The 23,689-nt window shown below is 69.5% G+C and carries 19 protein-coding genes; 11 read left to right on the top strand and 8 right to left on the bottom strand.

Translation table 11 applies throughout. The annotated features are described in order from the left end of the window. Positions 1 to 76: 76 nt before the first annotated feature. The 4 genes from FA740_RS10775 to FA740_RS10760 form a co-directional block, all read right to left on the bottom strand. Entirely contained in the window at positions 77 to 1,906 is a 1,830-nt protein-coding gene (locus tag FA740_RS10775) for a response regulator (RefSeq protein ID WP_136856782.1), read from the bottom strand. Continuing rightward, the gene (locus tag FA740_RS10770; RefSeq protein WP_136856781.1) at positions 1,899 to 2,759 is read right to left on the bottom strand and encodes a CheR family methyltransferase; all 861 of its coding nucleotides are present in this window, start codon (positions 2,757 to 2,759) and stop codon (positions 1,899 to 1,901) included. Before FA740_RS10770 ends, FA740_RS10775 begins: the two co-directional genes overlap by 8 nt. Then, positions 2,756 to 5,830: a response regulator gene (locus tag FA740_RS10765; RefSeq protein ID WP_246053587.1), complete on the bottom strand. Its 3,075-nt coding sequence runs from the start codon at positions 5,828 to 5,830 to the stop codon at positions 2,756 to 2,758. Before FA740_RS10765 ends, FA740_RS10770 begins: the two co-directional genes overlap by 4 nt. A 208-nt stretch (positions 5,831 to 6,038) precedes the next feature. Next, on the bottom strand, positions 6,039 to 6,599 hold the full coding sequence (locus FA740_RS10760) for a cytochrome b (protein WP_136856780.1): 561 nt from the start codon (positions 6,597 to 6,599) through the stop codon (positions 6,039 to 6,041). Between the two features lie 102 nt (positions 6,600 to 6,701). Here FA740_RS10760 and FA740_RS10755 point away from each other — a divergent pair, with 102 nt between their 5' ends. From FA740_RS10755 to FA740_RS10705, 11 genes are all read left to right on the top strand, one after another. After that, a complete protein-coding gene (locus tag FA740_RS10755) occupies positions 6,702 to 7,436 on the top strand; it encodes a CDP-alcohol phosphatidyltransferase family protein (protein ID WP_246053586.1) in 735 nt (244 codons plus the stop codon). After that, positions 7,433 to 9,034, top strand: coding sequence for a sulfatase-like hydrolase/transferase (locus tag FA740_RS10750; protein WP_136856779.1), 1,602 nt, complete (start codon positions 7,433 to 7,435; stop codon positions 9,032 to 9,034). The genes FA740_RS10755 and FA740_RS10750 overlap by 4 nt, the downstream gene beginning before the upstream one ends. 14 nt (positions 9,035 to 9,048) lie before the next feature. Beyond that, positions 9,049 to 9,993, top strand: a complete 945-nt coding sequence (locus FA740_RS10745; protein WP_246053585.1) for a lysylphosphatidylglycerol synthase transmembrane domain-containing protein — start codon at positions 9,049 to 9,051, stop codon at positions 9,991 to 9,993. After that, positions 9,990 to 11,045: a glycosyltransferase family 4 protein gene (locus FA740_RS10740; RefSeq protein ID WP_136856777.1), complete on the top strand. Its 1,056-nt coding sequence runs from the start codon at positions 9,990 to 9,992 to the stop codon at positions 11,043 to 11,045. Before FA740_RS10745 ends, FA740_RS10740 begins: the two co-directional genes overlap by 4 nt. A 276-nt stretch (positions 11,046 to 11,321) precedes the next feature. Next, positions 11,322 to 12,422 (top strand): transporter substrate-binding protein, encoded by a 1,101-nt coding sequence (locus FA740_RS10735; protein ID WP_136856776.1) that lies wholly within the window; start codon positions 11,322 to 11,324, stop codon positions 12,420 to 12,422. Then, the gene (locus FA740_RS10730; protein ID WP_136856775.1) at positions 12,419 to 13,015 is read left to right on the top strand and encodes an ANTAR domain-containing response regulator; all 597 of its coding nucleotides are present in this window, start codon (positions 12,419 to 12,421) and stop codon (positions 13,013 to 13,015) included. Before FA740_RS10735 ends, FA740_RS10730 begins: the two co-directional genes overlap by 4 nt. After that, complete coding sequence (locus FA740_RS10725; protein ID WP_136856774.1) at positions 13,008 to 13,901, top strand: ABC transporter permease; 894 nt, start codon at positions 13,008 to 13,010, stop codon at positions 13,899 to 13,901. Before FA740_RS10730 ends, FA740_RS10725 begins: the two co-directional genes overlap by 8 nt. Continuing rightward, positions 13,901 to 14,821 carry an ABC transporter permease gene (locus tag FA740_RS10720; protein ID WP_136856773.1) on the top strand — a complete coding sequence of 307 codons (921 nt, stop codon included), beginning with the start codon at positions 13,901 to 13,903 and terminating at the stop codon, positions 14,819 to 14,821. Before FA740_RS10725 ends, FA740_RS10720 begins: the two co-directional genes overlap by 1 nt. 28 nt (positions 14,822 to 14,849) lie before the next feature. Beyond that, entirely contained in the window at positions 14,850 to 16,469 is a 1,620-nt protein-coding gene (locus FA740_RS10715; protein WP_136856772.1) for an ABC transporter substrate-binding protein, read from the top strand. Positions 16,470 to 16,473: 4 nt separating this feature from the next. Beyond that, the gene (locus FA740_RS10710) at positions 16,474 to 17,433 is read left to right on the top strand and encodes an acetamidase/formamidase family protein (protein ID WP_136856771.1); all 960 of its coding nucleotides are present in this window, start codon (positions 16,474 to 16,476) and stop codon (positions 17,431 to 17,433) included. Continuing rightward, positions 17,430 to 19,199, top strand: coding sequence for an ABC transporter ATP-binding protein (locus FA740_RS10705; RefSeq protein WP_136856770.1), 1,770 nt, complete (start codon positions 17,430 to 17,432; stop codon positions 19,197 to 19,199). The genes FA740_RS10710 and FA740_RS10705 overlap by 4 nt, the downstream gene beginning before the upstream one ends. A gap of 87 nt (positions 19,200 to 19,286) precedes the next feature. Here the strand turns inward: FA740_RS10705 and FA740_RS10700 are convergent, their stop codons facing one another. From FA740_RS10700 to FA740_RS10685, 4 genes are all read right to left on the bottom strand, one after another. Further along, on the bottom strand, positions 19,287 to 19,967 hold the full coding sequence (locus FA740_RS10700; protein ID WP_211243690.1) for a sugar transferase: 681 nt from the start codon (positions 19,965 to 19,967) through the stop codon (positions 19,287 to 19,289). Between the two features lie 64 nt (positions 19,968 to 20,031). Further along, positions 20,032 to 21,096: an acyltransferase family protein gene (locus FA740_RS10695; protein WP_136856769.1), complete on the bottom strand. Its 1,065-nt coding sequence runs from the start codon at positions 21,094 to 21,096 to the stop codon at positions 20,032 to 20,034. Next, the gene (locus FA740_RS10690; RefSeq protein ID WP_136856768.1) at positions 21,093 to 22,133 is read right to left on the bottom strand and encodes a glycosyltransferase family 2 protein; all 1,041 of its coding nucleotides are present in this window, start codon (positions 22,131 to 22,133) and stop codon (positions 21,093 to 21,095) included. The genes FA740_RS10695 and FA740_RS10690 overlap by 4 nt, the downstream gene beginning before the upstream one ends. Continuing rightward, the gene (locus tag FA740_RS10685) at positions 22,130 to 23,572 is read right to left on the bottom strand and encodes an O-antigen ligase family protein (RefSeq protein ID WP_136856767.1); all 1,443 of its coding nucleotides are present in this window, start codon (positions 23,570 to 23,572) and stop codon (positions 22,130 to 22,132) included. The genes FA740_RS10690 and FA740_RS10685 overlap by 4 nt, the downstream gene beginning before the upstream one ends. Positions 23,573 to 23,689 lie beyond the last annotated feature (117 nt).

Genomic DNA, 23,689 nt, shown 5'->3' with positions numbered 1-23,689 from the left:
GGGCGGCGGCGACGCGCGGAACAGGGGGGCGGCACGCCCCGGGCGGGGCGGAATGGGCGTCCTTATCGCGCGCGGATCATTCGGCGGCGTCAGGCAGGCCGCGCGCCAGCAGCGCGGTCAGGATGCCGCGCAGCATGTCGGGGCGGAACGGCTTTTCGATCAGCGGCGCATGGTCAAAGCCCTGCGGCAGATGTTCGCGCCCATAGCCCGAGACAAAGCAGAACGGCACCGACAGGCCGTCCAGCACCTGCGCGACCTCGTCCACCGGCTCTCCCTTGAGGTTGCCGTCCAGCAGCACCAGGTCGATCCCGCCGGCCTGCGCGGCGGCGATGGCCTCGGTCACGGTGCGGGCGATGCCGGTGATGGTGGCGCCCGCATCCTCCAGCTCATAGCGCAGGTCCAGCGCGACCAGCGGCTCGTCCTCGACCAGCAGGATGCGCGAGCCTTGCAGCGTGGCGGGGCGGCGCGGACCGTCGGTCACCGGCGCGACATCGGGACAGGCGGACGCGGCCAGCCGCGTCACCCCCTCGGTCAGGCGGATGGTCCAGACGACGCCCTCGGGCCGCCAGTCGGCCAGTGCGGCCGAGGCGTCCCCGCCCCCCGCGGCCCCGATCAGCGTGGTGCCGAAACCGCTGCGTTCGGGCGGGGTGACGGGGGGGCCGCCGGTCTCGCGCCAGGTCAACTCCAGGCAGGGGCCGTCCAGCCGCCAAGACAGCTCGATCCGTCCCTGCGGCACGGACAGCGCGCCGTATTTCGCGGCATTGGTGCCCAGTTCGTGCAGGGTCAGCGCCAGGCGCAGCATGGTATCGGGCGACAGTTCCACCGGCGGTCCGTCGCGGCGCAGCCGGTCGCCGTCCAGCGTCCCCGAACTGATCTGGTCGTCGATCAGCTGATCCAGCGGCGCGCAGGCCCAGGTCGCATCGGACAGGATCGAATGCGCCCGTGCCAGCGCCTGCAGGCGGCCGCCAAAGCTGACCTCGAAATCGGCCAGGCTGCCCGATTGGCGCAGGCTTTGGCGGGCGATGGCCTGCACGTTGGCCAGCGTGTTCTTGATGCGGTGGTTCAGCTCTCCGATCAGCAGGGCGCGGACCTCTTCGGATTGCTTGCGTTCGGTGATGTCCTGGACCTGCAGGGACAGCGACTGCCGCCCCGCCCCCTCGGACAGGACCGAGCCATAGACCTCGCAGCAGATCGGGCCGATATCGGCGTGATCCAGGCTTATCTCGGCGGAAAAGCGCGGCGCGCCCTCCTGCTGGCTGTCCAGCCAGCCGGTCAGAAGCGCGGCCCCCTGCTCGTCCAGCCAGCCCGCCGCGACCGCCGTCATGCCCAGCAGATCGCCCGCGGGGCGGCCGAACATGCGCTCCGCGCCCTTGGACCAGCTGCGCACGCACAGGTTGCTGTCCAGCGTGACAAAGGCCAGCGGCGAATTGTCGGCATGCGCCTTGAGCTGCGCCATCACGCGGTCGCGGTGGCGGGCGATGTCCTGCATCTCGTCGCGCTGCCGCTCCAGCTCCTTGGCCTGGCGGCCGATGCGAAAGAACACCTCGGCCTTGGATTTCAGCACCACCGGGTCGATCGGCTTGAAGATATAGTCGACCGCCCCCGCCTCATATCCGCGGAACCGGCGCGCCTCGTCCATCTCGGCCGCGGTGACGAAGATGATCGGCACGCCCCGCGTGCGTTCGGTCGACCGCATCAGCTCGGCCAGCTCATAGCCGTCCGTCTCGGGCATCTGCACGTCCAGAAAGGCCAGCGCATAGTCGTGGCGCAGCATCAGCTCCAGCGCCTCGGCCGCCGATTGGGCGCTGTCCACGATCAGCCCGTCGCGGCGCAGCAGCGCCTCCAGCGCCATGATGTTCTGGGCGGTGTCGTCGACGATCAGGAAACGGATGGGTCTGTCAGGCATTGTCTGTCCCTAGGGCTGCGGTGCGGCGCCAGATCCGGTCAGGTTCCGCAAAGGCGGCAAAGGCTGTCGCGTGGGTGGAAAAACGCAGGGTCTCGTGAGAGCCGAGGCCCAGGAACCCGCCGCGGGCCAGGGCCTCGGCGAACAGGCCCACGGCCCGGTCCTGGAGGGTGTTGTCGAAATAGATCAGCACGTTGCGGCAGGAAATCAGATGAACCTCGGAAAACACCTGGTCGGTCGCCAGGTTGTGTTCCGTAAACACCGTGCGCGAGCGCAGCCGCCGGTCAAAGGCCGCGCGCCCATAGGCGGCGGTATAGTAATCCGACAGCGACCCGCGCCCGCCCGACCGCTGATAGTTCTGCGAAAAGACCGGCAGGCGGGCGATGTCATAGACCCCGGCCTCGGCCCGGTTCAGGGCGCGGCGGTTGATCTCGGTCGCATAGAACAGGGTGCGGTCGAACAGCCCCTCCTCCTGGAACAGGATCGCCAGCGAATACAGCTCCTCTCCGTCGGCGCAGCCCGCCACCCAGACCTTGAGCGAGGGGAAGGTCGACAGATGCGGCAGCACCTCGCGGCGCAGCGCCAGATAGTAATCCGGGTCGCGGAACAGCTCGCTGACCTGCACCGTCATCGCGTCGATGATGTCGGGCAGCACGCTTGGGTCATGAAGCAGGCGGCCCTGCACCTCGGACAGGGTGGCGCAATCCAGCCGCTCGCGGGCCAGATCGGCCCGCCGCGCCAGGGAACTGCGCGAATAGGACCGGAAATCATAGTGATACCGCCGGTTCAGCGCCTCCAGGAACAGGTCCAGCTCGATCGAATCGGCGGGACGCAGGGGGATGGGCTCGACGCTCATCTGGGCATCCAGACGCGGGTCAGCGACAGCAGCTTGTCCACGTCCAGGGGCTTAGGCAGATAGTCGTTGGCGCCCGCCGCCAGACACTGGTTCTGATCCTCGGCCATGGCCTTGGCGGTCAGCATGATGATGGGCAGCGTCTTCCAGCGGTCGATCTTGCGGATCTCTCGCGTGGCGGTCAGGCCGTCCATCTCGGGCATCATCACGTCCATCAGGACCAGATCCACCTTGGGCGCGGCCCCGTCATTGATGCGGCCCAGGGCCTCCAGCGCCTCGCGGCCATTGCGGGCGATCTGGACGGTGGCGCCATGCGGCTCGAACACGCCGGTCAGGGCATAGACATTGCGGATGTCATCCTCCACCACCAGGATGCGGCGGCCCTCCAGCTGGGCGTCGCGGTTCAGCGATGCCGCCAGCATCTCACGCTGCTTGTCGGGCAGGTCGCTGACCACCTGATGCAGGAACAGCGTGACCTCGTTGATCAGGCGCTCGGGCGATTTCGCACCCTTGATGATGATCGATTTCGAATAGCGGCGCAGGCGCTGCTCCTCGGCCTCGGACAGGGCGCGGGCGGTATAGACGATGACCGGCGGAAAGGACGCCGTCCCGTCCTGGTCCAGCCGCTCCAGCACGTCGAACCCCGACGCATCGGGCAGCGTCATGTCCAGCACGATGCAATCGACGGTCTGCGTGCGGCAGATCTCCAGCGCGGCGGCGGCGGTGCCCGCGCCGACCGTCTCGACCTCGTCGCTGGACAGCAGCGCCTTGAGGCCCAGCATCTGCGCGGGGTCGTCCTCGACGATCAGAACCGGGCGCAGGCGCTGCTCCAGCCGCGATTCCAGATTGCGGATCGCGGTCGCCAGATGGTCACGCTGCACCGGCTTCATCATGTAGCTGATCGCCCCCTGGGCCAGCGCCTCCTGGGTGTAATCGTCGGCCGAGACCATGTGCACGGGAATGTGGCGCGTGGTGGTGTCGCGTTTCAGCCGGTCCAACGCCGACAGGCCGGAATGGTCGGGCAGGCCCACATCCATCACGATGGCATGCGGCAGGAAATGCCGCGCCGCGCGCACCGCGTCATCGGCGCGCCCCACGCAGACGCAGCGGAACCCCAGCTCCTGCGCCAGACCGTAAAGGACCTGCGCAAAGGCCGGGTCATCCTCCACGACCAGCATCACCCGCTCTCCGGGGGCGATGCGGGCGCGGTCGTCGGTCAGGCCGGGCAGCGCGTCCAGCATCAGCGCGCTGTCCTCTGCCGGGACGGGCAGGGCTGCGGGCGCGGCAGCACGGCGCGCCGGGGCGGGCGACTGCCGCGCGGGCGTCGCGGGCAGCGTCAGCGTGAAGGTGCTGCCCTTGCCCGGCTGGCTGGACAACGAGATGCGCCCGCCCAGCAGATCGGCCAATTCACGAGAGATCGACAGCCCCAGCCCCGTCCCCCCGAACCGGCGCGAGATCGTGCCGTCGGCCTGGCGGAACGCCTCGAACACGGCCTCCTGCTGCGTGGTGTCGATGCCGATGCCGCTATCCTCGACCGCAAAGTCGATACCCTGTGGGGCGGGCGTCACATGCAGCGTCACATGCCCCTTTTCGGTGAATTTCAGCGCGTTCGAGATGAAGTTGCGCAGCACCTGCTCCAGCCGCTGGCGGTCGGTCTCGAAGGGGACGGCGGCGGGGGCCACGCGGGCCTGCAGGGTCAACCCCTTCTGGCGGGCCTGTGCCTCGAAGGCGCGCACCACCTTGTCGGCCAGCGCCTGCGGATCGACCGTGTCGCGCGACAGCTCCAGCTTGCCCGATTCGATCTTGGACAGGTCCAGGATGTCGTTGATCAGCGCCAGCAGATCCTTGCCCGAGGCCTCGATCGTCTCGGCCCACCGGACCTGCTCCTCGGTCAGGGTGCGGCCGCGGTTCTCGGACAGCAGGCGCGACATGATCAGCAGCGCGTTCAGGGGGGTGCGCAGCTCGTGGCTCATGTTGGCGACGAATTCGGACTTGTAGCGGCTCTCGCGGGCCAACTCCTCGGCCTGATCCTCCAGCATGCGGCGCGACCGGGCCAAGGCGTCGCGCTGTTCCTCCAGCTCCTGGGTCTGGCCCTCCAGCTGGGTGTTCTGGCTCTCCAGCTCGGCCTGCTGGGCCTCCAGGCGGCGCTGGCTGTCCTGAAGGGCGCGGGTCTGCTCCTCCAGCTCCTCGTTCGAGGCGGCCAGCTCCTCGCCATGGGCGCGCAGCTCCTCGGCCTGATGGCGGGTCTCCTCCAGCAGGTCGCGCAGCTGCTGGCGATACTGGGCCGACCGCAGCGCGATGCCCAGATTGTCGCCCATCCGCTCGAACAGGTCCAGCACGCGCGGACAGGCAGGGCCGTCCAGCCCGAATTCCAGCACGCCGTTGACTGCCTGCCCGTCGCGCATCGGCACGATCAGCGCATGCGGCGTGCGCCCGCGCGCCAGCCCCGTGGCCCAGCCCAGGGCCTGATCGGGTGCCAGCGACAGCTGCAGCATGCGCCCCTCGGCGACGGCGCGGCCCAGATGGCCCTGTTCGGCATCAGTGCGATCCGCCAGCGTGGTGCCGTCCGTGCCCCATTGCGCCAACAGCTGATGCCCCTGCCCGTCACGGGCATAGACCACCGCCGCCCGCGCGCCGATCCGCTCGGCCAAAACCTGCAGCATCTGGCGACCCAGACGGTCGGCCGACATCTCGCCCTGCAACGCGCGCGACACGGCGACCTGCGCGCCGGTGATCCAGTCATTGTCCGTCAATCGCTGGCGGTTCAGGATCAGGCTCCGCCCGATCAACCCCAGACACAGATAGACCAGCCCCGCCAGCCCGCGATTGATCGCGGCAACCGTCGGGTCGATCCCGGTATTGTCCTTCTGGAAGGCCATGACCATCGCCAGGCACACGGCGACGGCCGTCACAACCGGCAGGGCCGGCCAGCGCCCGAACATCGCCAGGGCCAGCGGCAGGATGTAGATCAGCCAGACCGCCGTCCCCAGGGGAACCATCATGTCCAGCAGGAAAACACCGCAAAGGGCGGCCGCGATGACGACCGGTATGGTCACGTCTAGGGTCTTGGGCACGGAGTCTCCTGGCGGGCGAAGGTCACTGATGAACTCGACGGTACCGTCGAACGCCCGGCGGTGAGAATTCGTTCAACGGGACGTGATTGATTTTTGAATGATCGTCGCCGAACGGTGGAACCCGACCCTCGGCGCGGACCCGCCATAGCGAAACCACACGCCCCTGTCGAGGGGGCAGAACCGCCGTCACCCGGTGCCCCCCGACAGCTCACCGCGCGCGCGGCGGCCAGATCCGCCGCCAGATGCCGTCGCGCCGGATCAGCGCGTGATGCGCCGCCGCGCCCACATGCAGCACCACCACCGCGATCAGCGCCCAGCCCGCCGCCTGGTGCAGGCTGCTGGCCGCATCGGCCAGCGCCTTTGACCGTGGGATCAGCGCGGGCAGGCCCATGGCGTCCAGCGCCTCGATGGGAAAGCCGCCGGCCCGGACCCGGACATAGCCCGACAGGGGCATCACCACCATCAGCGCATAAAGCGCGCCGTGCGACAGCCCCGCCGCGCGCCGCCGCCAGGCGGGCATGGCCGCAGGCAAGGGCGCGGGCGGATGGGTCAGCCGCCACACCAGCCGCAGCGCGACCAGCACGATCAGCAGGCTGCCCACGTTCTTGTGAAACAGATACAGCGCGTCGCCCAAGGGCCGCTCCAGCCCCGGGCGGACCATCAGCAGGCCGACCCCGATCATCGGCACGATCAGCGCCGCCACCAGCCAGTGCAGCACGCGGGCCGTCGTGCCATAGCCCCTGGCCGGGTCCGTGGGTCGGTCCGTCATGCGCAGCCCCTCTCTGTTTTCATACGATAGCGGGATGGCGCAACGGAACAAGCCCCCGCGATGTCCGCTTGACGCGTCATACCCCTGTCATATGTTCAGCCGATGCAGATATCGCGCCCCGAGCTTGCCGCACCCCGGCCCGTCCCCCGAACCCGCCCCCTGCCCGAGGGGATGATCCTGGCCCTGCCCGCAGGACTGGCGCTGAACCTGGGGGTCGGGGTGCTGGTCCTGGGCCAGGGCACCGGCGCACTGATCGCGGGGGGGGCCTATCTGGCCGGGGCCGTGCTGGTCTGCGTGGCGATGCGCAAGCACTACCCGCACGCCAGGCTGGGCGCGTGCAACGCGGTCACGCTGATGCGGCTGGCGCTGACCGCCGCGCTGATCGCGCCGCTGGTCGGCGGACAGGCGGCGGGCTGGGCGGTGGCGGCGATCGCCACGATATCGCTGACGCTGGACGGGGTGGACGGCTATCTGGCGCGACGCAGCGGGCTGTGTTCCGATTTCGGCGGCCGCTTCGACATGGAGGTCGACGCGGCCCTGGCCCTGGTGCTGGCGCTGCACGCCCTGTCGGGCAGTCCCGTGGGCTTTGAGGTGCTGATCCTGGGGGTCATGCGCTATCTGTTCGTGGGCGCCGGGCTGATCTGGCCGTGGATCATGGCGCCCCTGCCGGTCAGCTACTGGCGCAAGGGGGGCTGCGTGCTGCAGCTGGCGACGCTGATCGCGCTGCAGATTCCGCTGATGCCGCAGGATCTGGGGATCGTGCTGGCGCGCGTGGCCTCGGTCGCGCTGATCTGGTCCTTTGCGCGCGACGTCGTGTGGCTGGGGCGCAACCGGTGATCCGCCGCGCGCTGACCGTCGCCGCCGCCCTGGCGGTCCTGCATGCGCTGATCGCGCTGCCGCCGCGCCCCGACCAGCTGGGCTGGCTGGCCTGGGCGCGCCCCACGCCTGAACTGGCGGTCCTGCTGCTGCTGGCGCTGGCCCTGGGGCGCGGCCTTGCGGGGACTGCGCTGCGGCTGGCGGTGACGGCGGTGCTGGGGCTGGTCAGCGTCCTCAAGGTCGCCGATCTGGCCATGCTGGAGAGCTTGGGCCGACGCTTCAACCCGGTCGCGGACCTGCCGTTGATCGACGCCTCGGTCCGGCTGATCGCGGGCAGCATCGGTGTGCCGGCCGCCACGGCGGCGGTCGTGGGCGCGGTTCTGGCCACCCTGCTGATCGTGGTGTCGCTGTGGTGGGCGATGGGGGTGCTGCTGCGGCTGGCCCCGGCGCGCATCGGCCTGCGCGGGGTGGCGCTGGCCTTCGGGGTGCTGGCGCTGGCGGCGACGGCCACCGTGCCGCGCCACGGCATCGCGGCGTTTGCGCCTGCCACGGCCAGCTTTGCCATCGACCGGACCCAGCTGGCCAACCGCACCATCACCGAACTGCGCCGCTTCCGAGAGATGGCGCTGGTCGATGACACGGCGGGTCTGGCCGATCCGTTGGGGCTGATCGACCGCGACGTGCTGATCATCTATCTGGAGAGCTATGGCCGGACCAGTTTCGACACCCCGATCTTTGCCGATCTGCACCTGCCCACCCTGCGCACCGCCCAGACCGTGCTGGAGGAACGCGGCTTGGCCATGGCATCGGGGTTCCTGACCTCTCCGACGCATGGCGGGCAAAGCTGGCTGGCGCATGGCACGCTGTCCAACGGGCTGTGGATCAACGACCAGACCCGCTATCAGGCGGCGCTGGCCAGTGGGCGGCAGACGCTGTTCCACCGCGCGGCGCAGGCGGGGTTCCGCACCGCCGCCGTCATGCCCGCCATCGTCCGCCCCTGGCCCGAGGCATCCACCATGGGCTTTCAGCGCATCCTGGCCGCGCCCGATCTGGGCTATCGCGGGCTGCCCTTCAACTGGGTCACCATGCCCGACCAGTTCACCCTGGCCGCCACCGACCGGCTGCTGCGCGACGGCAGCGACCCGCGCCGCCTGTTCGCGCAGATCGCCCTGATCTCGTCCCATGCGCCCTGGACGCCGGTGCCGCGGATGCTGGACTGGGACCAGCTGGGCGACGGCACCGTCTTCAACGAGATGGCGCAGGAGGGCGACCCCCCCAACGTGCTGTGGCGCGACCGCGACCGGGTGCGCGAGCATTACCGCGACACCATCGACTATACGCTGCAGGCGGTGCTGGATTACGCCGCGCGCCAGGGCGACACGCCGCCCTTGATGCTGCTGGTGGGCGATCACCAGGCCGCCAGCAGCATCGGCCTGGACGACCGTCGGCAGGTGCCGATGCACGTGATCGGGCCGCCGCATCTGGTCGAACGCACCCTGGGCTGGGGCCTGACGCCGGGGCTGATTCCCGACCCGGCCAGCCCGGTCATCGACATGGAACGCCTGCGCGACATGTTTTTGCGCAACTTTTCCGGGGGCGCGGACGTAGCTCCTGCATGACAAAGTTTCGCGCCGTGCAAATTCTGGTCGCCCTTGGGGTGATGTCGCTGCTGTGGTTCGGTCTGGACGGCCAGCAGGCGCTGCGCCTGCTGGCGCGGGCCGATCCGATGTGGCTGGGGGCGGCGATGCTGGCGCTGACGGCGCAGACGGTGCTGTCGGCGCTGCGCTGGCGGCTGACCGCGCGGCAGCTGGACCAGTCGATCCCGCTGACCCATGCCATCGGCGAATACTATCTGGCCCAGGTCGTCAACCAGTCGCTGCCGGGGGGCGTTCTGGGCGATGCGGGCCGCGCCGTGCGGGCGCGCCATCAGGCGGGCCTGCGCCGCGCCGGCGCCGCCGTCGCGATCGAGCGTCTGGCCGGACAGGTCGCGCTGTTTCTGGTGCTGGCCGCCGGTGCGCTGGCGGTGACGGTGCTGCCGGGCGGGCTGGCCCTGCCCAATTGGGTGCTGGGGCTGATCGGGACGCTGCTGGCCGGAGGGTTGGTCGTGGTGGTGGCCCTGGGCGGCGCGGGGCAACTGCCCGGTCGTGCGGGCACCGCCGCGCGCGATCTGCGCGGCGCGCTGCGCGTCACGCTGCTGGCGCCCGGTGCGCTGCCGCGTCAGGCGGCGCTGAACCTGGCGATCACGGCGGCGAACCTGGCCGCCTTCGCCTTTTGCGCCCGCGCCACCGGCACTGCGCTGTCGGTGACAGAAACTGCCGTGCTGGTGCCGCTGATCCTGCTGACCATGATCCTGCCGCTGACCGTCAGTGGCTGGGGCCTGCGCGAAGGGGCCGCGGCGGGGCTGTTCCCGCTGGTCGGCGCCAGCGCACAGGCCGGGCTGGCGGCCAGCCTGGCTTTTGGGCTGATGTTCCTGGCCAGCACCCTGCCCGGCCTGCTGGTCCTGCTGGCGCAGCGCCACGACCGGCGCGCGCCCGTTCCCGTCCCCGTTTCCGCAACAACCGCACAGGCCGATCCGTGACCGACCCCCGCACCCTGGCCTTTGCCCTGCCCGGCGACATCACCACGCTGACCGGCGGCTATATCTATGACCGCCGCCTGGTCGAGGGGCTGCGCGCCCAGGGCCGCAGCGTCCGCGTCATCGCCCTGTCCGACGCCTTTCCCACCCCCGACGCCGCGCAGATGAGCCAGGCGCTGGATGCGCTGCAGGCCCTGCCCGCCGATCAGCCGGTGATCATCGACGGGCTGGCCTTTGGCGCGCTGGACCCCCAGGGCGTGGCCGCCATACGCGCACCCATCGTCGCGATGATCCACCATCCCTTGGCGCAGGAAAGCGCCCTGCCCGCCGATCTGGCCGATCACCTGTGGCGGACGGAACGCGCGAACCTGGCCCATGCCCGCCGCATCCTGGTGCCCAGCCCGCATACCCGCCAGATGCTGATCGACCGCTATGACGTGACCCCCGACCGGATCACGGTGGCGCGACCCGGCACAGACCGCCAGGCGATCCCCCCCGCGCCTGCGCCGGTCAGCCCGCCGCTGATCCTGTCGGTGGGCATCTTGCATCCGCGCAAGGGGCATGACGTGCTGATCGCGGCGCTGGCCCGGCTGGCGGATCTGGACTGGCAGGCGGTGATCGTGGGCAACCCCTGGGACGCGGCGCATGTGACCGACCTGCAGGCGCAGATCGCGGCCTCGGGCCTGTCCGCGCGGCTGGAGCTGGCGGGCCGGGTCGAGGCGGACCGCCTGGCGCAACTCTATCGCCGCGCCTCGGTCTTCGCGCTGGCCACCCGCTACGAAGGTTACGGCATCGTCTTCGACGAAGCGTTGTCGCATGGCCTGCCCATCGTCACCACCCGGACCGGGGCTGTGCCCGACACGGTGCCCGCCGATGCGGGCCTGCTGGTCGCGCCGGACGACGCCCCCGCCTTGGCGCAGGCCCTGCGCCGGATGCTGAGCGACCCCCAGGACCGCGCCGCCCGCGCCGCCGCCGCCGCCCGCGCGGGCGCCGCCCTGCCCGGCTGGCCCGACACCGCGCAGATCGCTGGCGACGTTCTGGACGGGTTGGGTTAGAGCTGGGCCCGCTTCGGGCACGATCAGCCCCCACTGCGATCACGGGCGGCCTATCCGGCCCGGCAATGCGCCTCTGAACCAAAGCGCGTCCATGTCAGCGACACCCGCGACCTGCCCATTGTTTCAGCAGCGACCGTCCTGCGCATGGATAAACTGTTGACCGGCATGCGGGGCATGAGCCATCCTCAACGGGACATAGCTGGCAACCGCGCCCCGCGATCCGTTCGCTCGATTGAGCAAAGGGATCTGCGGTGCTTTTTTGTTTGGGGCAACCCCTTGGCACGAAAACTGGAAATAGGCGTTCTGTTCTCCCGGTCGGGGCCCTACCGGCTGATGGGAGAGGCCAGCCATCGCGGCGTCATGCAAGGCATCGCCGACGTCAACGCGGACAACGACCTGGACCTGACCTTCGAGCCTGTCGAGCGTGATCCGGCGGGCGATGTCGATGCCTATGCGCCGCTTGGCGAGGATATCCTGGCCACGTCGCGGGCGCGCCATATCATCGGCTGCACCACATCCTGGAGCCGCAAGGAGGTCATTCCCACGCTGGAACGGCTGAACGGCGCGCTGTGGTATCCGGTGCCCTATGAGGGGTTCGAGGCCTCGGACCGGATCGTCTATACCCATGCCTGCCCGAACCAGCACCTGCTGCCGCTGCTGGAGCATGCGCTTGGGGCCCATGGCAGGCGCGGCTATCTGACCGGGTCGAACTATATCTGGGGCTGGGAGATGAACCGCCTGGCGCGCCAGGTGACCGTGGCCGCCGGGGGAGAGATCCTTGGGGAACGCTATCTGCCGCTCGGCTCGACCGACGTGGCCAGGATCGTGGCCGAGATCGCGGCCCTGCGCCCGGATTTCGTGCTGAACCAGCTGATCGGGCCGTCGCAATACGAATTCATCGCCGAGATGGCCAAGCTGCGCCAGCGCGACCCCCATTTCGCCAGCCCCCGTTGCCCCGTCCTGTCCTGCAACCTGACGGAATGCGAGCTGCCGGTGATGGGGGATGCCGCCGACGGGATCATTGCCGCCGGGCCATGGTTCCGGGGCATGCCAGCCCGGTCGGCGGGCCGGGACCGGGGTCACGGGTTCGGATCGTCCTTCGAGGTCGCGGCCCATGATTCGGTGATGATGCTGGCGCGGCTGCTGAACAACCGCCCCGGCGCCGAGGATCTGCCCCTGTCGCAGCTGCTGTCCCTGCCCGTGGCCGGACAGCTGGGGATCAGCGCGCGCACCCATCACACCCGCCTGCCGGTCGCCATCGCGCGGGTGCAGGACGGCGCCTTCAGCGTCATCAGGGCGCTGGAGCCGATCGACGGCGACCCCTATCTGACCGGCGCCCGCGACATGCCGCGTGCCGCGCTGCGGGTCGTGACATGAGGCGGCACCTGCGCATCCCCCATCTGGGCGGCGCGGTCGCGGTCATCCTGCACCGCCCCCATGCGACGGTCGCGGCCCTGTCCCGCCAGCTGGAGGCGATCGGCCTGCGGACCCAGTGCCAGTGGCCCGAGCTGTCGCCCGCCGTCCAGGCCGCCGATTACCTGTTTCTGGACGTGGACACCGCGCATGACGACCAGTTCCCCTGGCCGCCGGGCCGCGCGCCCATGCCCACCATCGCGCTGATCGGGTCCGAGGCGCCGGGGCGGATCGAGTGGCTGATGAACTTCGGGGCGGATGCGCAGATCCTGAAACCCGTGGGCACCGCCGGGGTCTATTCCGCGCTGCTGATCGCGCGGGCGACTTTTGATGCGCGGGCCGAGATGAACGACCAGATCGACAGCCTGCGCACCCGCCTGGCACAGCGGCAGACGGTCGTGCGCGCCGTGGCCCGGCTGGCCGCGCGCGGCAAGACCGAGGACGCGGCCTTCGAGCAGCTGCGGCACATGGCCATGGCCTGGCGCGTCAGCTTTGAGGAGGCCGCCGCGCGGATCATGGACGGTCCCGGCGGCGACAAGGAGGTCAACGATGGTTGAGGCCGCCCCCATCCCCGCACAGGCGCCGCTGGCCCCGGCCGGCGTGCTGCGCCGCCTGATGCGGCGCAAGCTGGCCCTGTTCGGGCTGGCCATCATCCTGACGGTGGTGGGCGGGGCGATCCTTGCGCCCTGGATCGTCCGTTTCGGCCCGAACGAGCAGCTGTTCGACGGTCTGACCCTGCAGGGCGCGCCGATGCCGCCCGGCGGCGATTTCCTGATGGGCACCGACCTGCTGGGCCGCGATCTGTTCAGCCGCATGCTGTACGGGGCGCGCACCTCGCTGATCATCGGCATCGTCGCCAATGGCGCGGCGCTGACCATCGGCACGCTGGTGGGCATCACGGCGGGGTTCCTGCGCGGATGGGTGGGGGCGGTGCTGATGCGCTTCACCGACCTGATGATGGCCTTTCCGGCGCTGCTGCTGGCGATCTGCCTGGCGGCGATCTTTCAGCCGTCGCTGTGGATCGTGGCCATGGTGATCGCGCTGGTGAACTGGGTCCAGACCGCGCGCGTCGTCTATACCGAGACGACCAGCCTGTCGGAACGCGAATTCATCGCCGCCGAACGCACGCTTGGCGCGTCGCGCGCCCGCATCCTGTGGCACCACATCCTGCCGCATCTGGTGCCGACGCTGATCGTCTGGGGCACGCTTGGCATCTCGGTCACGGTGCTGCTGGAGGCGACGCTCAGCTTTCTGGGCGTGGGCGTTCAGCCCCCCACCCCCAGCTGGGGCAACATCATCTTCGAGAACCAGACCTATTTCCAGGCGGCGCCCTGGCTGGTCTTCATCCCCGGCGCGGCGATCTTGGCTCTGGCGCTGGCCTTCAACCTGGTCGGCGACGCGCTGCGCGACGTGCTGGACCCGACGCAGCGGGGGCGCGACTGATGGCCGGATACCTGGTGCGCCGCATCTTTGCCGCGCTGATGATCCTGCTGGGCGTGAGCTTCATCACCTTCGTGCTGCTCTACGTGCTGCCCGCCGATCCGGTGCGCCAGATCGCCGGACGGTCCGCCACCGCGCAGACGGTCGAGAACATCCGCCAGCAGCTGGGCCTGGATCAGCCGCTGCTGGTGCAATACGGGCGCTATCTGGCGGGCCTGGTGCAGGGCGATCTGGGCCGCAGCTATCTGCAGCGGACCGAGGTCAGCACGCTGATCGCATCGCGCCTGCCCGCGTCGCTGCTGCTGATGGCGGGCGGCATTGTGTGCGAGCTGCTGATCGGGCTGACCCTTGGCGTGATCGCGGCGATCTATCGCGGGCGACCGCTGGATCAGGGGCTGATGGTGACCAGCTTTGTCGCGGTGTCGGCGCCGCAATTCGTGGTGGGGCTGCTGCTGCTTTACGTCTTTGCGGTGCAGCTGGGCTGGTTTCCCATCGGCGGCTATGGGACGCTGGCGCATCTGGTGCTGCCCGCCGTCACCCTGGGGATCATGGGGTCGGGATGGTATTCGCGGATGATGCGCTCCTCCATGATCGAGGTGATGCGCCAGGACTATATCCGCACCGCCCGTGCCAAGGGCCTGACGCGGGGCCGCATCCTGTTCCGCCACGCCCTGCCCAACGCGATCCTGCCGATCATCGCCATGATCGGCATCGACATCGGCATCTTCATGGGGGGCATCGTCGTCGTGGAAAGCGTGTTCGGCTGGCCCGGCATCGGCCAGCTGGCCTGGCAGGCGATCCAGCGCGTCGACATTCCCGTCATCATGGGGGTCACGATGGTGTCCGCCGCCTTCATCGTGCTGGGCAACCTGCTGGCCGACATCATCACCCCCTTCATCGATCCGCGCATCAAGATGCGGTGAAACCACAACCACAACAGGGAAGACCAAGATGAAAAAGCTGCTTTGCTCCTCTGCCCTCGTGCTGTCCCTTGCGCTGCCGGTCGCGGCGCAGGATTACACCCCCGATCCGAACGCCACGCCCGGCGGGATGATCACCATCACCTACAAGGACGACGTCGCCACGCTGGACCCGGCCATCGGGTACGACTGGCAGAACTGGTCCATGATCAAGTCGCTGTTCGACGGGCTGATGGATTACGTTCCCGGCACGACCGAGCTGCGCCCCGGCCTGGCCGAAAGCTATGAGGTGTCCGAGGACGGCACCGTCTTCACCTTTGCGCTGCGCCAGGGCGTCACCTTCCACAACGGCCGCGAGATGACGGCCGAGGATGTGAAATACTCGCTGGACCGGGTGACGCTGCCGGAAACGCAATCGCCGGGGGCGGGGTTCTTTGCCTCGATCCAGGGCTTTGACGAGATCTCGACCGGGGCCGCCGACACGCTGTCGGGGGTCGAGGTCGTCGACCCGCAGACCGTCCGCATCACCCTGTCGCGGCCCGACGCCACCTTCCTGCACGTGATGGCGCTGAACTTTGCCTCGGTCGTGCCGCGCGAGGCGGTCGAGGAGGCGGGCGCCGATTTCGGCAAGGTTCCGGTGGGCACGGGCGCCTTCCGGCTGGCGGACTGGGTCATCGGCCAGCGCCTGGTGCTGGAGAAGAACGAGGGCTACTGGCGCGACGGCGTGCCCTATCTGGACGGCATCACCTTCGAGGTCGGGCAGGAACCGGTCGTGGCGCTGTTGCGCCTGCAGCAGGGCGAGGTGGACGTGCCCGGCGACGGCATCCCGCCCGCCAAGTTCCAGGAGGTGATGAACGATCCCGATCAGGCCGCCCGCGTGGTCGAGGGCGGGCAGCTGCACACCGGCTATATCACGCTGAACGTGGGCATGGAGCCGTTCGATCAGCTGGCCGTGCGCGAGGCCGTGAACATGGCGATCAACAAGGACCGCATCGTCCAGGTCATCAACGGTCGCGCCGTGCCCGCGACCCAGCCCCTGCCGCCGTCCATGCCGGGCTATACCCAAGGGTTCGACGGCTTTGCCTATGACCCCGAAGGCGCGAAAGCCAAGCTGGCCGAGGCCGGGCTGGCGGACGGGTTCACCACCCAGCTTTACGTGATGAACACCGACCCGAACCCCCGCATCGCGCAGGCGATCCAGCAGGACCTGTCCGCCATCGGCGTCGAGGTCGAGATCCGCAGCCTGGCGCAAGCCAACGTGATCGAGGCCGGCGGCGCGGGCGAGGCGCCGATGATCTGGTCGGGCGGCATGGCCTGGATCGCGGATTTCCCCGACCCCTCGAACTTCTACGGGCCGATCCTGGGCTGCGCGGGGGCGGGCGACGGCGGCTGGAACTGGTCCCGGTTCTGCGACGAGGGCATCGACGCCATGGCGACCGAGGCCGACAGCTTTACCGACCCCACCGCGCCCGAGCGGCTGGAGCTGTGGTCCCAGGTCTATCAGCAGGTGATGGCGCAGGCCCCCTGGGTGCCGGTCTTCAACGAACAGCGATACACGATGAAGTCGGCCCGGATGGGTGGCGATGACGCGCTCTATGTCGATCCGGTGTCGATCCCCGTCAATTACGACTATGTCTACGTGACCGAGTAATCCCATGTGCAAGAACTGCGACTATACGATCCACGGCGCGCAGCACCATTTCGGTTGGGACAATTCGCTTGCCCCGGTCCAGACGGTCGCGCCGGGCTCCACGATCCTTTTCAACTGCATGGATTCTTCGGCGGGCCAGCTTGGCCCGTCGAGCACCGTGGCCGATGTCACCGCGCTGGATTTCGGCAAGATCAACCCGGTCTCGGGCCCGATCTATGTCGAGGGGGCCGAACCCGGCGACGCGCTGAAGGTGACGCTGCAGGATTTCGCCCCCCGCGTGCAGGACGGATCGGCCTGGGGCTGGACGGCGAACATTCCTGGTTTCGGTCTGCTGGCAGATCAGTTCACCGACCCTGCCCTGACGATCTGGAAATACGACGCGGACACCCTGGCCCCCGCATTGTGGGGACGGCACGGCAAGGTGGCGCTGAAGCCCTTTACCGGCACCATCGGTGTGGCGCAGGCGGAACCGGGCCTGCATTCCATCGTGCCGCCGCGCCGGACGGGGGGCAATCTGGACATCCGCGATCTGGCCAAGGGCACGGTCCTGTACCTGCCGGTCGAAGTGGCGGGGGCGCTGTTCTCCGTGGGCGACACCCATGCCGCGCAGGGCGACGGCGAGGTCTGCGGCACCGCCATCGAAAGCCCGATGGATGTCACGCTGACGCTGGACCTGGTCAAGGGCGCGAACCTGCGGATGCCGCGCTTTACCACGCCGGGGCCGGTCACGCGGCACCTGGATGCCAAGGGCTATGAGGTCACCACCGGCATCGGCCCCGACCTGATGACCGGCGCGCGCCAGGCGGTGGAACAGATGGTCGAGCTGCTGTGCGCGCAGCACGGCATGGCGGCGGTCGATGCCTATATGCTGGTCTCGACCTGCGGCGATCTGCGGATATCCGAGATCGTGGACATGCCGAACTGGGTCGTGTCGTTCTATTTCCCGCGATCGGTCTTCGAATGATCATGCCGCAGCAGGCCATCGCCGCACCGCTTCTGTCGGTGCGGGGCCTGACCGTCTCGGTCCGGGACCGGGGGGTGGTGCGCCCCCTCGTCTCGGACCTGTCCTTTGATCTGCGGGCGGGCGAGACGCTGGCCATCGCCGGGGAGAGCGGGTCGGGCAAGTCGATCACCTCGCTGGCGCTGATGGGGCTGCTGCCCGCGAATGTCGCCGTCACCGGCGGCACGCTGATGCTGGACGACACCGATCTGGCGCAGCTGTCCGAGGCCCGGATGCGGCCCCTGCGCGGCGCCCGGATCGCGATGATCTTTCAGGAGCCGATGACCTCGCTGAATCCGGTGCAGTCCATCGACGCGCAGCTGATCGAGGCGATCCGCGCCCATGACCCCGTCGGTCGCACCGTGGCGCGCGAGCAGGCCATCGAGGCGCTGCGCCAGGTCCGCATCTCGGAGCCCGCGCGGCGGATGGGGCAGTATCCGCATGAATTGTCAGGCGGCATGCGCCAGCGCGTGATGATCGCGATGGCCCTGGCGCTGCGCCCCGCCCTGCTGATCGCGGATGAGCCGACGACCGCGCTGGACGTCACGGTCCAGCGCGAGGTGCTGGACCTGCTGCGCGACCTGCAGGCCCGGACGGGCACCGCGCTGATCCTGATCACCCATGACATGGGGGTGGTCGCCCAGACCGCAGACCGCGTCGTCGTGATGCAGGCCGGCCGCATGGTCGAGGAAGGCCCCACCACCCGGATATTCGCCGCGCCCCGGGCTGCTTATACGCGCGATCTGCTGGCCGCCGTGCCCCGCCTTGGCGCCGGGGCCGCGCGGGGCGCCCCCCCGCCCCCCGAGGCGCCGGTTCCTGTCGCGCGCCTGTCCCGCGCCTCGGTCCATTACGATGTCGGGGCCAACCTTCTGGGCCGGCCGACCCACCGCGTTCACGCCGCGCTTGGCGTGTCCTTTGACATCCGCCCCGGCGAGACCTTTGGCCTGGTGGGCGAGAGCGGCTGCGGCAAGTCGACCATCGCCCGCGCCTTGGCGGGGCTGGTGCCCCATGAGGGGCTGATCGAGATCGGGGGCAGGCCCCTGTCCGCGATGTCCGCGCGCCAGCGCAAGGAAATCCGCCGCGACGTCCAGATGGTGTTCCAGGACCCGATGGCCGCGCTGGACCCCCGGATGAAGGTCGGGGACGCCGTCGAGGAGCCGCTGGTCATCCACCGCATCGGCACCCCGGCGGAACGGCGCGCCCGCGCCCGCGACCTGTTCCGGCAAGTGGGTCTTGGTGACGACCAGATGTCGCGCTATCCGCATGAATTCAGCGGCGGGCAGCGCCAGCGCATCTGCATCGCCCGCGCCCTGGCCCTGCGCCCCCGGCTGATCATCTGCGACGAAAGCGTGTCGGCGCTGGACGTGTCGGTCCAGGCCAGGGTGCTGGCGCTGCTGCAGGAGCTGAAGGACGGCCTGGGCATGTCCTATCTGTTCATCAGCCACGACATGGCCGTGGTCGAGAACGTCGTCGACCGCCTGGCGGTGATGTATCTGGGCCAGATCGTCGAGATGGGGACCCGCGATCAGGTCTTTGGCAATCCGCAGCATCCCTATACGCGCCGCCTGCTGGAGGCGGTTCCCGTCCCGGACCCCACGCGCCGGTCACGCGGCCACCTGCGCCCGACCGGAGAGAGCCCCTCCCCCCTGCGCCGGATCGGCGATCCGCCCGCGCCCGCCGCGTTGATCGACACGGGCCACGGGCATCTGGTCGCACCGCATTCCGCCTGACGCTATGGCCTGACCGCCGGGGCCGAACCGGGCCGGTGCGATCCCCCCGCGGGGGCACCCGTCACCGCCATCGGCAGGGCCGCGTGGCTAATAGTTGCTGCGCTGGACCAGCAGCACGTGAAAGGTCCGGGCGATGATCCGCAGGTCCAGCCACAGCGACTGGCGCCGTGCGTATTCGATGTCATGGGCGATCCTGTCCCGGCCCTTGGCGATCGTCTCGACCGGGCCGCTGTTGCCGCGGACCTGCACCAGGCCGGTGATGCCCGGCCTGACCTCGTGGCGGGCGTGATAGTTCGCGATCGCCAGTTCGGCGGGAATGCCCTCGACCTCCATCTTCAACGGATGGGGGCGCGGGCCGACCACCGACAGGCGGCCCGCCAGCACGTCCCAGAACTGCGGCAGCTCATCCAGGCAGGTGCGGCGCAGGACGGCCCCCAGACGGGTGACGCGGGCATCGCCCCGCAGCGCCTGCTGACGCCCGCCGTGATCGGTCAGATCATGGCGCATGGTGCGGAACTTGGTCACCGGGATGATCCGGCGATGCCGCCCGAACCTGTGCTGGCGAAAGAGGACCGGCCCGGGGGAATCAAGCTTGATCGCGATGGCGATCAGCACCGGGGCGATGCAGACCAGGACGGCCAGCGCGAACAGCCTGTCAAAGACCGGCTTGACCAAGGGCCAGATGCGCGGGCCGGGGCGCGCGGCGGGGCCGTCGTCGATGCCCGCGAAGGGCACCAGCACATCGGGCGTTTGTTCGTTGCTGATCATGGACCAAAACCTCCCCCAGGAAAAATTGCACAATGGTCGACAAGGATTGCGGGGTGCCGGCCGGTCATGGCACCGCACCGACGGCGGGCCGGGCGACCGGCGCGGGCCGCCGTGGCGGGGGCAGACCCAGCAGGCCCGCGACCCCTGCCCGCCGGAACAGCGCCGCCACAAGGATCGGCCCCACCACCCCTGCGATCAAGCCGACCGCCCCATAGATCCACAGCGCCTCGACACCCAGCCTGCTGAGCGCGATGCGCGCGAACCCGGCCAGCAGGTGGTGGATCACGTAGATCTCCATCGACATGATGCCGACAGTGGCGGCTGCGGCCATCACGGCGCCGGGCACAGAACCGGCCCCGCGTCGGACCAGCGCGATCAGAAAGGTCGTGATGCACAGGCCCGCAAAGCCGCCGAACGGCGTGTCGATGGTCCGGCCCAAGCCCAGGATCGCCCCCCAGCACAGCAGCGACAGGATGCAGGACACCACCAGAACCCGCCGCGTCAGGATGTCGGGCCGCGCGCCCAGCCAATGCCCCCAGCTGAAGAAGAAGAACATCGTCAGAAAGGTCGTGACCTGGAACGCCTCTATGGGTCCGACCAGCGCCCGGATCACATAGCCCGCGGCCAGACCGGCGACCGACAGGGCCAGGATGCGGCCTGCGCCGTGGCCCAAACGCTCTCGCAGGATGGCCATGGCGATCTGGCACAGGATCAGCACATAGAGGAACCAGAAGATGCTGTAGGGCCAGACCGGCATGCCCAGCACGATCGTCAGAAAGGCCGACCAGCCCAAGGGGTTGTTTACCGCGCCGCCCATCGCAAGCGTCGCCGTCGCGGTGATCAGCGTCCAGACCAGATAGGGATGCGCCAGGCGGCCAAGCCGGCGGGGCCAGTCGTCCAGCAGCCGCGCCCGGCCGCCCGCGCAGCACAGTGTGATGCCGCACAGCACGAAGAACAGCGGACCGTGAAAGACATAGAGCGCCGCGTCATACAGCCGGTAATCGGGCCAGTCGATCCGCCCCGTCGCCCACAGGCCGCGCGCGACATGGCCCGCGACCATCAGCACGATGGTAAGGCGGCGCAGGGCGTCCAGCCAGACAAGGCGCGCGGGTTGGGGGGTGGTGCTCATGATGCGCCCTCGGTCATGCGGTCGTCGCGCGCGCCGGGGTCCGAGACGTCCTGCACCCGGTTGGGCCGACGCCGCATGCCCCGCAGCCGGATCGCGGGAAACCAGCGATCCGCGAACAGCCAGGCGACGGCGCGGTCGTGGCGTCGCAGCGGGGCCAGCAGGCGCCGGCGCGCCAGCGTCGCGGGCAGATGCCCCAGGTTCCAGGCCAGCGCCCGCCATCTGGGCCCCCGCGGCGCATGCAGGGCCGCGTCCGCCACCCCATAGGCCAGCGCCACGGGAAGCGCCCAGACCAGGTGCCGCCCCCGCGCATTCGCGATCAGCGAGGCAAGCCGGTTCTTGCAGCCGTGATAGACCAGCGGCCCCGCCGCCCGGCCGATGGTGTCGCCGACATTGTGAAAGCTGCGGGCCCCGGGAATGACGCGCTGCGGCCCGAAGGCCACCGACAGCCGCCAGCCGAAATCGCTGTCCTCGAACCCGTAGAAGAAATCGGGGGCAAAGCCGCCCACCGCGCGGGCCGCATCGGCCCGCACCAGCAGCGCCGAACAGTTGATCCACAACCGTGGCGCGGGCCCGGTGATGCGGGCGACCGGCTGCCCCTCGCAGGCGTCCCAGGCCAAGCCGATGGGGCTAAGCTGGCCGCCATAGGCGTTCACATGGCCCGTATCGTTCTGATAGATGACGACACCGCCGACCGCTGGCAGTCCCGGATGCAGGTCCAGCTCGGCCAGGGTCAGGGCCAGCCAGTCCGGGGCAAGGGCCACATCGGAATCGACGAAGGCCAGATAAGCGCCGCGCGCGATGCCCATGCCCGCATTGCGGGCACCGGCCGGGCCGCTTGGCGTGATGGGCAGGTGGATCAGCGGCTGCGCCATCCGCGACGCACGGTCCGACAGCAGGGCCGCCGTGTCGTCCGTCGATCCATTGTCGACGACGATCACCTCGAAATCGGGCATGCTCTGCGCCGCCAGCGCATCCAGGACGCGTGGCAGATCGCCCGCGCGGTTATAGGTCGGGATGATGACCGACACGCGGATCATGGCACGCCTCCCTGCCGCCGCACCTGCACCGCCAAAGCCAGCAGCAGCGTCAGCATCATCAGCTGATGGTCCCACCACAGCGAGAAATCGGTGACCTGCACGGCACAGAGCCCCGCAAAGCCCCAGAACACGCCCACAAAGAACCGGTTGCCCGGGTCGGCACCGCGTGCGGCCTGATGGAACAGCCACCCCGTCGCGCCCAGAAACAGCAGGAAACAGGTCAGCCCGAGCAGGCCGATCTCGGCCAGGATCCACAGATAGACGTTGTGCACCGGCGCGATGGCGCGGACATTCGCGATCTTGCGGCCCGCCTGGATGTCGTCGTTGATGCGCGCGTAATCGGCGTGAAAGGCGGGCAGTTCGGTCATGAAATGCGCCGGGCCGACCCCCACGACCGGGTCCAGCCGCCAGATGCCGATGGCCGCGTCATTATAGCTGGCGCGAAATTCGACCGAACCGCCCAAGTCGCCCGCCAGCCGCTCCATGATGCGCGAGGCCAGCGGCAGCACCGCAAGAAACCCCAGCGTGGTCAGAACCACCGCCGCGCCCAGAACGCGCTGGGGCCGCACCACGCCGCGCGCCAGATGGGCCACCGCCAGACAGGCCAGCCCCGCCAGCATCGCGGCGACCGGGGCGAGCGACTGCGACAGCACGATCGCCAGCGCCCCCGCCGCCCCCGCCAGCAGGGCCAGGCGGTGCACCCCTGCCCGCCCGGCAAGGCCAAGCGCGACAAAGCCAAGCGTCGGCATCAGCAGAAAGGGCGCATACATGTTGGGATGCCCGGTCGTTCCGGTCGCGCGATAGGCCATCTCTCCGGTCTGCGCCTCAAGCGAGCCGAGGCCGCTGCCCCCCGCCCCCCGCGCGACCTGCATCACGCCCAAGGCGCATTGCAGCACGATCATGACGCCGACGGCGACCATCAGAACGCGCGCCAGGTCCCGGTCCATGATCGCGCGCAGCACCAGGAAATACAGCAGGAACTTGGCCACGCGCATCATCTCGAACAGCGCGGGCGGCAGCGTTTCGGTGTGCAGGGCGGACAGGGCCATCGCCGCGACCAGCAGGACCAGGGGGACCTCGACGCTGAGGCCGCGGGGCCCGGATGCGGACCCCTGCCCCGTCACGGCGGCGCGTGCCAGCGCCACCAGCATGATGACGACCATCAGCCCGTCGGCCAGGGTCCAGAACAGCCCGAACGAGCCGTAATCCCCCAGCCAGTCGTCAAAGCTGTAGAACTGCCGGTTGTAGGACAGCGCCATGGCCAGCGCAAAGATCAGCACCGCCAGCGCGTTGCGCAGCAGAACAACGGCGATCCCCAGGCAAAAGACCAGCCCCACGGCCAGGATCGCCCGGTTGCCCGATTGGGCGGCCATCGCGGCCAGGGCGGCCGTGCCGGAGGCCGTCCCCAGGAACAGCGTCAGCGGAGCGACAAGCCCCATCGCAACGGCATTGTTTCAGAACTGGGCGTTGAAGCGGGGCTCCCGCTTACCCCATTAAGCTCATTCCACGCGCTCGATTTCGGGGGTGCCGAGTGCGTTGATGCGGTTCATGAGCGC

This window comes from Paracoccus hibiscisoli, assembly GCF_005048265.1.
GTDB classification, from domain to species: Bacteria; Pseudomonadota; Alphaproteobacteria; order Rhodobacterales; family Rhodobacteraceae; genus Paracoccus; species Paracoccus hibiscisoli.
The sequence above is the reverse complement of the archived record's forward strand: the minus strand, read 5'-3'. Positions and strand labels throughout refer to the sequence as shown.